Here is a 13789-nt window from a genome sequence, read left to right on the forward strand (position 1 = left end):
CGCTTAAAACTTACCCTTTTAATGAAACGCTATTTATACTTTTTGATCACATTAGGATTTTTAATGCTTTGGAGTTCTTGCCGTAAGGATTTTGAATTTTCACCAAGTACTGGAAGTCTCCAATTTTCAAAAGACACTATTTACTTAGATACCGTTTTTACCAATATTGGTTCTAGTACCTACAATTTAAAAGTATATAATAGAAGTGATAATAATATTTCAATTCCTTCACTTAGGTTAGCATTAGGAGAAACTTCAAACTATCGATTAAATGTTGATGGTATTGCTGGAAAGATTTTTAAAAATGTAGAAATTCTTTCAAAAGACAGCTTGTTTATTTTTGTTGAATCAACTATCGATATTAATAATTTCCCAAATCCAGATGGTAATTATTTATATACTGACCAAATAGAATTTGATGCAGGTTCGAATCAGCAAAAAGTTGAATTAGTCACTTTAGTTCAAGATGCTGTATTTATTTATCCGGATAGAGACAACACCACGAAAATTATAGAAACCCTAACCCTTAATATAGGAGGCGATTTAATTGAAACCGAATTACAAGGGCGAGAATTACTACCTAATGAGCTAACTTTTACAAACGAAAAACCCTATGTTATTTATGGCTTTGCCACCGTACCTCCCAACGAAACCTTAACTATAGAGGCAGGTTCTCGTTTGCATTTTCATGACAATTCAGGCATTATAGTTTCTAAGGGTGCTTCAATTCATGTTAATGGTGCTTTTAGCAATGACCGCGACTTACTTGAAAATGAAGTTGTTTTTGAAGGTGATCGTTTGGAACCTAATTTCTCTGATATACCAGGGCAATGGGGAGCAATTTGGCTTTTAGACGGCAGCGTCAATAACACCATAAATTACGCTACTATAAAAAATGCTTTAGTGGGTATTTTATGTGATGGAAACCCTAATGGAGTAAATGATAAACTTACCATTACAAATAGCCAAGTTTATAATTCTGCAAGTTTTGGGGTTTTAGGAAGAAATACATCCATTTATGGAGAAAATGTGGTTATCAACAATTCTGGTTTGTCATCTTTTGCTGGAATTTTGGGCGGGAGATACAACTTTACACATGCTACAATTGCTAATTACTGGGATAATGGTTTTAGACAATTCCCTTCTGTTTTATTGAACAATTTTGTTTTAGATGAAGAAAATAATGCAACGATAGCAGATTTAACCGAAGCAAATTTCAACAATTGCATTATCTATGGAAATGACAATCCGGAAATTTTATTAGATGAAATTGAAGATGAATCTGTGGTTTTTAATTTTAAATTCACCAATTGTTTAATTCGTTTTGAAGATAACAATAATAACTTTACAGGTCCAAATTACGATTTGGATGATACAAGCAAGTACGAAGGCAATATTTATAATGAAGACCCTAATTTTAAAGATTCCGATTTGAATGAATTAATAATAGGTGATGATTCTGCAGCTATCAATAAAGGTTTAGCAACTTTTGCCACCCAAGTACCAGTTGATATTTTAAACGTGAATAGAACATCTTCTCCAGATTTAGGTGCTTACCAACACATTACGTTGCCTGATGAGGAGGATTAATGGACTTTAGCTTTCAATTACACAATACTTGAAGAAAGCATGTTCATCCGTTATATCCAAGAACATTTAAGTCATCCCAGACCTGAAGCCACAATGATATATAACTGTTACTCGAAAAGATTTATCACAGATAGAAAACCCTTAAGGAATGCAATAAAGAAATTACCTTTAAAGGATAATAGTGATAAAAAACTTACCATATCCTGACTTGTTTTTTGACATGAGTGACAAAAGTTTATATCTAAAACGTTATGTCTAATTAACAACAAATACGATGAACACATTTGAAAAGGTAGTTTTTCTTGAAATGGAAAGTAAACAGTTTCCTGAATTACCAAACTCGGAATATTATCCGACTTATAAAAAACTAACAGAAAAAGATATTATTGATTTGAAAATTTCAAATAAAATTCACGAAATCCAGACTTGTATAAATACAAAAAAAAAAAGGAATTCATAAAACCAAATAAATTTAATGGAGGAATATAATAACCTTAATCCTCCCTTTTAAAGCTTTCTTCTTTATATTCTAATTTAATGAATTGTAAACTTAAGACGTATATAACTAATAAAAAACTCCTTTTATTGGATAAATTCTTCGAATGCTTCCTTTCATAAAAAAAGCAATCTTGAATCGTGAAAAAAGTGTAAATTTGCACTTTCTTTAAACAAACACAAATCTAGATCTAATGATTCATTTCTTTGGAAACGTAACCAGCAAAATATATGCTGTTCAATCAACAAAAGAATTATCAACTGAAACCATCTCTAAATTAACGTGGTTATTTGGCGATCAGCCTAAAATTGAAAAAGCATCCTTAGATGCTTTTTTTGTTGGACCAAGAGCAGCTATGATAACCCCTTGGAGTACTAATGCTGTAGAAATCACTCAAAATATGGGGGTTTCAGATATTATCAGAATTGAGGAATTTCTAGCTGTTTCAGAAGATTTTAAGGATTTTGACCCGATGATTTCTGAGAAATTCGAAGGTTTAAATCAAGACTCATTTACAATTGATATTCAACCAGAACCTATTCTTAATATTGAAGATATTTCAGCCTACAATCAACAAGAAGGTTTATCATTAAGCGATGAAGAAGTTGAATATCTTGAGGGCGTTTCAAAAAAAATTGGCAGACCGTTAACCGACTCTGAAGTTTTTGGATTTTCTCAAGTGAATTCTGAGCACTGTCGTCATAAAATTTTCAATGGAACGTTTGTGATTGATGGTGAAGAAATGCCTGTGTCGCTTTTCAAAATGATTAGACAAACATCAGAAGTAAACCCTAATGATATTGTTTCCGCATATAAAGATAATGTGGCTTTTGTAAAAGGCCCAAAAGTAGAACAATTTGCACCTAAACGTGCCGATATTCCTGATTATTATACAACTCAAGAATTTGAATCTGTGATTTCACTTAAAGCGGAAACACACAACTTCCCTACTACGGTCGAGCCTTTTAATGGTGCTGCAACTGGTGCTGGTGGCGAAATTAGAGACCGACTTGCGGGTGGTAAAGGATCGCTTCCTTTAGCTGGAACTGCGGTTTATATGACTTCATATTCTAGACTTGAAGAAAACCGCCCTTGGGAACAAAAATTTGAAGCTAGAGATTGGCTATACCAAACCCCAATGGATATTTTGATAAAAGCATCTAATGGTGCATCAGATTTTGGTAATAAATTTGGACAACCGCTTATCTGCGGTTCAGTATTAACTTTTGAACACAACGAAAATTCGGCTTCAAGCGCATCAGCAGCAAGAAAACTTGGTTTCGATAAAGTCATAATGCAAGCTGGCGGTATTGGTTATGGTAAAATAGACCAAGCTTTAAAAGACACGCCTAAAACTGGTGATAAAATAGTTATTCTTGGTGGTGAAAACTACCGTATTGGAATGGGCGGGGCTGCGGTTTCTTCTGCAGATACTGGTGCGTTAGATTCTGGTATCGAATTAAATGCCGTACAACGTTCTAACCCAGAAATGCAAAAACGTGCTGCCAATGCAGTGCGTGGTATGGTGGAAAGTGAAGAGAATTTTATAGTTTCTATTCACGATCACGGAGCTGGCGGACACTTAAACTGTCTTTCAGAATTGGTTGAAGATACTGGTGGTAAAATTAATATAGATAAATTACCTGTTGGAGACCCAACATTATCTGCAAAAGAAATTATTGGAAACGAATCTCAAGAACGTATGGGATTGGTTATTGCCGAAAAACATTTAGATACCCTACATAAAATAGCAGATAGAGAGCGCTCTCCAATTTATGATGTTGGCGAAGTTACAGGTAACAACAGATTTACTTTCGAGTCTGAAACCAAGGGCGACAAACCTATGGATTTAGCGCTTGAAGATATGTTTGGTAGTTCGCCTAAAACGGTTTTAACAGATAAAACTGTTGTGCGACATTATAAAAATTCAAGATATAAAACTAAAAATTTACAAATCTATTTAGAGCAAGTGTTACAACTTGAAGCTGTAGCTTGTAAAGATTGGTTAACTAATAAAGTAGACCGTTGCGTTGGCGGTAAAGTAGCTAAACAGCAATGTGTTGGCCCGTTACAAATTCCGTTAAACAATGTTGGTGTTATGGCTCTGGATTTTAACGGAAAAGAAGGTATTGCTACCTCTATTGGCCACTCACCTATTTCTGGATTAATTCATCCAGAAGCAGGTAGTAGAAATTCTATTACGGAAGCGTTAACTAACATCATTTGGGCGCCATTAAAAGATAATCTAGCCTCAATTTCGCTTTCTGCAAACTGGATGTGGCCTTGTAAAAATGAAGGAGAAGATACGCGTTTATATAAAGCTGTTAAAGCCATTTCAGAGTTTTCGATTGATTTGGGAATCAATGTTCCAACAGGAAAAGATTCGCTTTCCATGAAACAGAAATATAAAGATGATGAAGTCATTTCTCCAGGAACAGTTATTATTTCTGCGGCTGGAAATTGTAATGAAATTTCTAAAGTTGTAGAACCTGTTTTACAACAAAACGGCCAAAATATCTATTATATTAACATCTCTCAAGATGATTTTAAATTAGGTGGAAGTTCTTTTAACCAAGTTTTAAACACCATTGGAAATGAAGCTCCAGATGTAAAAAATTCAACTTTTGTAAAAGACACTTTTAATACCATACAAAATTTAATTAAAGCTGATAAAATTTCCGCAGGACACGATGTGGCTTCTGGTGGATTAATTACCACCTTGTTAGAAATGTGTTTTGCTGATATAAATTTGGGTGCAGATTTTGATATCTCTGCTTTAAATGAAGAAGATTCCATTAAAGTTTTATTCTCTGAAAATTCAGGACTAGTTTTTCAAGGAGAAGCTTCCATAGAAACTGTTTTAACGGAAAATAATATTGAGTTTTTTAATATCGGCACAGTAAATAACTCTGCAACGGTAAGCATCAAAAATAACGACGATAATTTCTCCTTTGATATCGCTGACATGAGAGATGTGTGGTACAAAACATCTTTCTTATTAGACCAAAAGCAAACTGCAAATGATTTAGCTCAAGATAGATTTGATAATTACAAAAAGCAACCTTTACAATATACATTCCCTAAACATTTTACAGGAAAACTTGAAGACGTCATTGCGAACGCAGTAAAGCAATCTCATCCTAATGAAAAGATTGCCACGTCGCAAACTCCTCGCAATGATGGTAAGCGTCCTAAAGCAGCCATCCTACGTGAAAAAGGAAGTAACTCTGAGCGTGAAATGGCAAACGCTATGTATTTAGCTGGATTTGATGTAAAAGATGTGCATATGACCGATTTAATTTCGGGTCGTGAAACTTTAGAAGACATTCAGTTTTTAGGCGCTGTTGGTGGTTTTAGCAACTCTGATGTTTTAGGATCTGCAAAAGGTTGGGCTGGAGCAATTAAATACAACGAAAAAGCTAATAAAGTAATACAAGATTTCTTCAATAGAGAAGACACACTTTCTGTTGGAATTTGTAACGGTTGCCAATTATTTATGGAATTAGAAGAGATAAACCCTGAACATGAGATTCATGGTAAGATGCTTCATAATGATTCTCATAAACACGAAAGTTCATTTACTTCGGTAAAAATTCAAGAGAATCATTCTGTGATGCTTTCAACGCTAGCAGGAACTACCTTAGGCGTTTGGATTTCTCACGGTGAAGGAAAATTTAGTTTACCTTATTCTGAAGACAACTATCATATTGTAGCTAAATATGGTTATGAAGGCTATCCGCATAACCCTAACGGTTCTGATTTTAATACCGCTATGATGAGTGATAAAACAGGTCGCCATTTAGTAACCATGCCACATATTGAGCGTTCTACGTTTCAATGGAATTGGGCTAATTATCCTGAAAATAGAAAAGATGAAGTGTCGCCATGGCTGGAAGCTTTTGTAAATGCTAGATTGTGGATTGAAAATAGATAGTCTGAAAATTATTTACATATTAAAAAGCCCAGAAATAAAACATTTATTTCTGGGCTTTTTCACTAACTCACACAATCATAAAAAATTAAAACTTCTTGATTACGGTTTAAGCAAACTTCAAATCCTTATTAATTTCCTTATAAGCTTTTGTTACTGAACGTTTCATGAGCAACGAAATTATTAATGCTATAATAAACAATCCTGCAAAGACTGATAAAGTAGCATCCAACGAACCTGTAGCTTTTTTTACTTCATCGTAAATTGTAGGTCCTACAACACCGGCTAGTCCCCATGCCGCTAGCACCATGCCGTGTATTGCACCCAATTGTTTTGTTCCGAATAAATCTCCTAAGAACGCTGGTAAGGTCGCAAAACCTCCTCCGTACATTGTTATTACCGTAAACAATACAATCAAGAAACTTAGCTCCATAGTCATTTTTGGCAAGAAATAGAATGCTAAAATTTGAAATGCAAAGAAAATAATATACGTGTTGGCACGTCCTAAATAATCAGACAAACTAGACCACATAATCCTACCTAAACCATTAAACACACCAATAAAACCAACTATAGCCGCAGCTTCCATTGGGGTGTAATTTAATTTCTCCTGCATCATTGGGCTTGCTGCCGATATGATAGCAATACCACAGGCAATATTAATAAACATCATAATCCAGATATAGTAGAAACGAGGTGTTTTAAGAGCGGCATTGGCATCAATATTCGCCATATCCTTTTTAATAGTTTTACCTTCTCCTGGCTTAAAACCATCTGGCAAATAACCTTCTGGTGGTCTTTCAATATATCTTGCAGACGATAAAATCAATATCATATATATAACACCTAAAATGTAAAAGGCATTAGATACCCCAACAGAATCAAATAAAGATTGCATAACAGGGCCAAATATTAAAGCTGCAAAACCAAAGCCCATAATAGCCATTCCTGTTGCTAAACCACGTCTGTCTGGAAACCATTTTACTAAGGTGCTTACTGGTGTAATATAACCAAGTCCTAGCCCTATACCTCCAATAACACCATAACAAAGATAAAATAGCCATAATGATTCCAATTGAACGGCTAAGCCTGACCCTAATATACCTACACCATAAAATATCCCAGCGGTTGTTCCACTTACTTTTGGTCCAACTTTTTCAACCCAGCGTCCTAAAAATGCTGCTGAAAGTCCTAATAATAAAATAGCAATCTTAAAAGCCCATTTTATAACACTTCCATCTACATCAAAAATATCTTTAACAGGGTTAGTCATTACCGAATACGCATATACTGAGCCTATTGAGATATGGATTCCTACTGCAGAAGCAGCTATAAGCCATCGGTTTTTTAGTTTTTGTGTTTTCATAATTTGTAATGTTTGGGTGTGCTTTACAGCAACCTCTTAGTTTGTTTTCACTTCTTTGAAATAGTTTTCTAGTATGCTTACTGCAGATTTTATTTCCTCAACAGTGTTTTCGCGAGCATCTTTCAATTGATACTCCCAACCTAAAGATTCCCATTTATGAACACCTAGCTTATGATAAGGCTGAAGTTCAATTTTTTCAATGGTTTTATAATCTTTAAAGTACTTACCCATAGCATGTAGCAATTCAGGTGTGTTTGTAATCCCAGGAATCAAAACATACCTCAACCACATTTTTTTTCCTGAAGCTTCTCTATGCTTTGCGAAATTAAACGTCGTTTCTTTGTTACGCTGTCCCGTTATAAACTCATAACCTTCCTCAGTCATGTGCTTAATATCCAGCATCACTAAATCAGCATAATCATCTAATAGTTCTTCGGTAAAATGATTTAACAGTCTACCGTTTGTATCTATATTAGTATGAATATCCTCTTCTTTAAGCCTCTTAAAAAAGGGAATTAACGCTTTTGATTGCAGTAAAGGTTCACCTCCAGAAACTGTTACACCACCTTTCTTACCAAAGTAAGGTTTCATTTTTACAGCCATTTCTGCAAGCTCTTCAATAGGATATGATTTTCCTCCTGCAGTATCAATAGTATCCGGATTATGACAATACAAACATTTTAATTTGCAGCCTTGAAGAAAAATAACCATTCTAACACCGGGTCCGTCATGGGTCCCAAATGATTCAATAGAATGTACGTTTAATATGTTATGTTGCGTTTTGATAAGTCAGGTTTTTAAAAAAAACATCCGAAAAAGAAGTGATTAAACTCCTTTTTCAGATGCCATCAAAATATTAATAAAACTACATGGATTCGTGGAAAGAACGTGTAATAACTTCCATTTGCTGTTCTTTTGTTAATCTTACAAAGTTAACAGCGTAACCAGATACACGTATTGTTAATTGAGGATATTCTTCTGGGTGCTCCATAGCATCAAGAAGCATTTCTTTATCAAGAACATTTACATTTAAATGTTGAGCGTTTTTGATGAAATAACCATCTATAATTGTTGCTAAATTTTCAATTCTTTCATTCGTGTCAGCACCTAATGATTTTGGTACTATTGAGAATGTATTTGAAATACCGTCTAATGAATCTTTATAATCGATTTTAGCAACAGAATTTAATGAAGCAATGGCTCCATTACAATCACGACCGTGCATTGGGTTTGCACCAGGAGCGAAAGGAATTCCGCTTTTTCTACCATCAGGTGTAGCACCAGTTTTCTTACCGTAAGACACGTTTGATGTAATGGTTAATACTGACATTGTTGGTTCAGCATCCTTATAAACAGCTAACTTTTTCAATTCATCATTGAAGTCAGCCACAGCTTTTGCTGCTAATTCATCCACACCATCTTCATCATTACCAAAGCATGGAAACTCACCTTCAATTTCAAAATCTACGGTTAAACCTTCCTCATTTCTAACGGGTTTTACTCTTGCATATTTAATGGCTGAAAGCGAATCGGCTACAATAGATAAACCTGCAATTCCGTAGGCAATATTAATACTTGGATTAGTATCAATTAAAGCCATTTGAGCTTTTTCATAATAGTATTTATCGTGCATGTAGTGAATAATGTTCATAGAATCATTATAAACTCGTGCCACTTCTTTCATAGCTATTTTGAAGTTACCCATAACCTTGTCAAAATCTAAGTACTCACAATCACAAGGTGCAATACCTTCAACCATTTGAGTTCCCGTTTTCTCACAACGTCCACCATTAATAGCCAATAATAAGGTTTTAGCCAAATTGGTACGCGCTCCAAAGAATTGAATAGATTTCCCTAAACTTTGATGAGATACACAACAAGCAATTCCATAATCATCAGAGCCACGTTCTGCTCTCATCATATTATCATTTTCAAATTGAATTGAAGAGGTATCAATAGAAACTTTAGAACAGTAATTTTTAAAATTTTCTGGTAAGTCTTTAGACCAAAGCACAGTCATATTAGGTTCTGGCGATGCTCCTAAATTGTATAATGTATTTAAGAAACGGAAAGACGTTTTAGTTACTTTTGTTCTTCCATCGTCAAACATCCCACCAATAGCTTCAGTAACCCATGTAGGATCTCCAGCAAATATTTCATCATAAGCACTCATTCTTAAATGACGTACCATTCGCAGTTTCATTACAAACTGGTCAATGAATTCTTGAGCTTCCTCTTCAGTAATAAGACCTTCTTGTAAATCATTCTGAATATAAATATCCAAAAATGTAGAGGTATTCCCTAAAGACATGGCCGCACCATCTTGCTCTTTAACAGCTGCTAAGTACCCCATGTAAGTCCATTGCACAGCTTCTTTAGCTGTTTCAGCAGGGCGACTTAAATCTAAATCGTAGTTATTACCTAAAGCAATGATATCCTTTAAAGCTCTAATTTGTTCAGAAACTTCTTCACGCAAACGAATTACAGCTTCAGTCATAGGACCTGTAATATTTGCTAAATCTTTTTTCTTTTCTTCTATCAAAAAGTCAATTCCGTAAAGTGCTACACGACGGTAATCACCAATAATTCTACCTCTAGCATAGTTATCAGGTAATCCTGTTAAAAATCCTAAAGAACGAAATTTTCTAATTTCAGCATTATAAACATCAAAAACACCATCATTATGAGTCTTTACAAATTTTGAAAATAACTCAGTTAAAGCATCATTTGGTTTTACACCTTGTTCTTCCAATGCTTTTTGAACCACTTTAAAACCTCCAAAAGGCTTCATGGCTCTTTTTAATAATTCGTCAGTTTGTAAACCAACGATAACTTCATTTTCTTTATCGATATATCCAGCAGCAAACGAGCTAACTGTTGAAATGGTTTCTGTATCTACAGAACGTACACCATTATTTTGTCTCTCTTCCTTGGTGGCAGCTTTACAAACTTCCCATAATTTTTCGGTTTTCACACTTGGTCCAACCAAAAACTCATGTGTTCCATGGTAAGGTGTAATGTTATTTAGTACAAAATCCCTAACATTAACCTCTTTAGTCCAAATTCCCGATTTAAATTGTTTTACTTCCATTTTATTACATATTAATATTTTGAAAAAAATCCATTTGTTTTGATGCCTCAAAGGTATCTACAGAGATTAATTATAAACCTGACAAATGTCAGTAAATAAGGTTTTTTATTAAGTTTGTTTTTACGAAAACGTTTGAAATACAAAAACGAAAAATAAAATATTTATACTTTTAACTTATTTGCTATATAAACGTTAACAAATATTATTTTTTAACATGATTTTTGCAAATGTTTTTATTTTCAAATCATGTTATTCGTAAAAATTTACAAATCAAAAAAAATATATACGTTAATATGCAAATGCATCCTAAAAAATAAAACCCCCGAAATAAATAAATTTACTTCGGGGGCTTAGAGACTGTTTTGATATATGTCAATTTTTTTTATGCCCCTTTTTGCGCCCTTTTTCGTTAAAATTTCATACCGTAACTATGGCTATGCTAGAAAATTTTGTCTAAAACGACATCAAAAATGACCTATAAAAATTCTAATCACACATTTCAAAACAGTCTCTTTGACTAAAAAAAATAAAAATATTACAAGGTTGCTTTTATAGCTGCTTGTGCTGAAACTAATCTAGCAATTGGCACTCTATATGGTGAGCAACTTACGTAATCCATTCCTAAGTTATAACAGAACTCAACAGAGCTTGGTTCACCACCATGTTCGCCACAAATACCAACTTTTAAGTTTGGTTTTGTGCTTCTGCCTCTATCGGTTCCAATTTTTATTAACTGTCCCACGCCTTCTTGGTCCAAAATTTCAAAAGGATCAACTTTTAAAATACCTTTTTCAATATATATTGGCAAAAACTTACCAGCATCATCTCGTGAATATCCAAATGTCATTTGTGTTAAATCATTAGTTCCAAAAGAGAAAAAATCTGCTTTTTCAGCAATTAAATCTGCCATTAAAGCGGCTCTTGGAATTTCAATCATAGTTCCAACTAAATATTCAATCATATCATTTCGTTCTTCAAAAATTTTACTTGCAGTATCTCGAATAATTTCTTCTTGTAATTCAAATTCTTTAACCGTACCAATTAAAGGCACCATAATTTCTGGCTTACAAATAATTCCCTTTTCTTTTAAATTGAGAGCAGCTTCTATGATAGCTCGAGTTTGCATCTCAGTAATCTCTGGATATGTGTTACCCAATCTACAACCTCTGTGCCCTAGCATAGGGTTAAACTCTTCTAGTTCAGACACTTTACTCTTAACTGCTTGTAATGAAATATGCATATCCTCGGCAAGCTCTTTTTGAGTTGCTAATTGATGCGGTACAAATTCATGTAATGGCGGATCCAATAAACGAATAGTAACAGATAAGCCTTCCATAGCTTCAAAAATACCTTCAAAATCAGCGCGCTGCATTGGCAATAAATCTTCCAAAGCATGTTTTCTACCTTTTACGGTATCTGCTAAAATCATTTCGCGCATGGCTTTAATCCTATCTACTTCAAAAAACATGTGTTCTGTTCTGGTCAATCCAATACCTTGAGCCCCAAAATTACGTGCTACTTTAGCGTCTTTTGGACTATCGGCATTCGTTCTTACTTTCATAATGCCATATTTATCTGAAAGCGTCATAACTTCAGCAAATTCGCCACTTAGCTCTGGCTCTATAGTTGCTACTTTACCTTCTATAATGTTACCGGTAGAACCATTTAGAGAAATCCAGTCCCCTTCATGATACTCATGACCATCTACAGTTAGCGTTCTGTTTTTATAATTTATTTTTAATGCACCAGCGCCAGATATACAACATTTACCCATACCACGAGCCACTACAGCTGCATGAGAAGTCATACCACCACGAGCCGTTAAAATCCCTTTTGCAATATTCATCCCTTCTAAATCTTCAGGAGAGGTTTCAATTCTAACCAAAATACTATTTTTATATTTATTGGCTTCATCTGCAAAGAATACTATTTTACCTGTTGCAGCTCCAGGAGATGCTGGTAAACCTTGTGCTATAACATGCGCTCTTTTAAGTGCTGATGGGTCGAAAACAGGATGTAAAAGTTCGTCGAGTTTGTTTGCTTCAATTAAAAGCAAAGCTTCTTTTTCATCAATCATTTTCTCTTTTAATAAATCCATGGCTATTTTAACCATAGCTGCGCCTGTACGCTTACCGTTTCTAGTTTGCAGTATCCAAAGCTTACCATCTTGAATAGTAAACTCCATATCTTGCATATCGCGATAATGGGTCTCTAAAGTATCTTGATAATCATTAAGTTCATTAAACATTTTTGGCATTAACTCTTCCAAAGACGGGTAATTTTCAGCTCTATCATCTTCTTCAACTTTAGCCAGTTCTGCCCAACGCTCCGAACCTAATTTTGTTATTTGCTGAGGCGTTCTAACACCTGCAACCACATCTTCACCTTGTGCATTTATTAAATACTCACCGTTAAACACGTTTTCGCCTGTACCTGCATCACGGGTAAAACACACTCCGGTTCCTGAATTATCTCCCATATTACCATAAACCATAGCTTGTACATTTACAGCTGTACCCCAATCGGCAGGGTAACCATTCATGTTTCTATAATACACAGCTCTATCACCATTCCAACTATTAAATACTGCAATGATTGCTCCCCAAAGCTGATCCCATGGATTCGTTGGAAAATCATGACCCGTTCGTTTCTTAACCGCATCTTTGAAATCGTAAACAAGGTCTTTTAAATCTTGAATTGTAAATTCGGTATCTAGCTGAATACTTCTTTTTTCCTTGAGATGTTCCATGATTTCTTCAAAAGGATCAATATCATCTTTAGAAGCAGGTTTCATCCCTAAAACCACACCACCGTACATTTGAATAAAACGTCGATAAGAATCCCAAGCAAACTGTTCGTTATTGGTCTTTTTAGCTAATCCCAAAACCACGTCATCATTCATTCCTAAATTTAGAACGGTATCCATCATTCCTGGCATAGACACTCTAGCACCAGAACGAACAGAAACCAATAAGGGATTATCTTTATCGCCAAATGTAGTCCCCATTAAAGATTCAATATTAGCAATAGAGGCTTCAACTTCTTCTTTAATCAACTCTACTACGGCGTCCTGCCCTAATAAATTATATTCTGTGCAAACTTCTGTAGTGATTGTAAAACCAGGTGGAACTGGAATCCCTATTGAACTCATTTCTGCCAAATTAGCACCTTTACCGCCCAATAAGTTTTTCATTTTACTGTTCCCATCCGCGGTTTTATCCCCAAATCGATACACTCGAGATTTTACTTCTTGAAATATTTCCATAATAATTACCTTTTATAAAAATTCAAGGTTAAAATTATAGACTATAATGC

6 protein-coding genes are annotated in these 13789 nt (G+C 34.6%); 2 read left to right on the forward strand and 4 right to left on the reverse strand.

Translation table 11 applies throughout. The features are described 5' to 3' along the window. Nucleotides 1-21: 21 nt before the first annotated feature. Entirely contained in the window at nucleotides 22-1590 is a 1569-nt protein-coding gene (locus ABD935_RS12800) for a hypothetical protein (protein WP_345192510.1), read from the forward strand. Nucleotides 1591-2279: 689 nt separating this feature from the next. Continuing rightward, entirely contained in the window at nucleotides 2280-6020 is a 3741-nt protein-coding gene (purL, locus tag ABD935_RS12805; protein ID WP_345192511.1) for a phosphoribosylformylglycinamidine synthase, read from the forward strand. 106 nt (nucleotides 6021-6126) lie between these two features. Here the strand turns inward: purL and ABD935_RS12810 are convergent, their stop codons facing one another. The 4 genes from ABD935_RS12810 to ppdK form a co-directional block, all read right to left on the reverse strand. Next, a complete protein-coding gene (locus ABD935_RS12810) occupies nucleotides 6127-7383 on the reverse strand; it encodes an L-lactate MFS transporter (RefSeq protein ID WP_345192512.1) in 1257 nt (418 codons plus the stop codon). 36 nt (nucleotides 7384-7419) lie between these two features. Further along, the gene (pflA, locus tag ABD935_RS12815) at nucleotides 7420-8169 is read right to left on the reverse strand and encodes a pyruvate formate-lyase-activating protein (protein ID WP_345192734.1); all 750 of its coding nucleotides are present in this window, start codon (nucleotides 8167-8169) and stop codon (nucleotides 7420-7422) included. A 79-nt stretch (nucleotides 8170-8248) separates the two neighbouring features. After that, nucleotides 8249-10474, reverse strand: a complete 2226-nt coding sequence (gene pflB / locus ABD935_RS12820) for a formate C-acetyltransferase (protein WP_345192513.1) — start codon at nucleotides 10472-10474, stop codon at nucleotides 8249-8251. 535 nt (nucleotides 10475-11009) lie between these two features. Beyond that, nucleotides 11010-13739 carry a pyruvate, phosphate dikinase gene (gene ppdK, locus ABD935_RS12825; RefSeq protein ID WP_345192514.1) on the reverse strand — a complete coding sequence of 910 codons (2730 nt, stop codon included), beginning with the start codon at nucleotides 13737-13739 and terminating at the stop codon, nucleotides 11010-11012. Nucleotides 13740-13789 lie beyond the last annotated feature (50 nt).

Source organism: Algibacter agarivorans (assembly GCF_039543245.1).
In the GTDB taxonomy this organism is placed as follows: Bacteria; Bacteroidota; Bacteroidia; order Flavobacteriales; family Flavobacteriaceae; genus Algibacter_G; species Algibacter_G agarivorans.

Bases quoted from the DNA above. Each gene is read 5' to 3' on its own strand.
- pflB (WP_345192513.1), bottom strand. From the start codon at position 10,474: ATGGAAGTAAAACAATTTAAATCGGGAATTTGGACTAAAGAGGTTAAT.
- ppdK (WP_345192514.1), bottom strand. From the start codon at position 13,739: ATGGAAATATTTCAAGAAGTAAAATCTCGAGTGTATCGATTTGGGGAT.
- ABD935_RS12810 (WP_345192512.1), bottom strand. From the start codon at position 7,383: ATGAAAACACAAAAACTAAAAAACCGATGGCTTATAGCTGCTTCTGCA.
- ABD935_RS12800 (WP_345192510.1), top strand. From the start codon at position 22: ATGAAACGCTATTTATACTTTTTGATCACATTAGGATTTTTAATGCTT.
- purL (WP_345192511.1), top strand. From the start codon at position 2,280: ATGATTCATTTCTTTGGAAACGTAACCAGCAAAATATATGCTGTTCAA.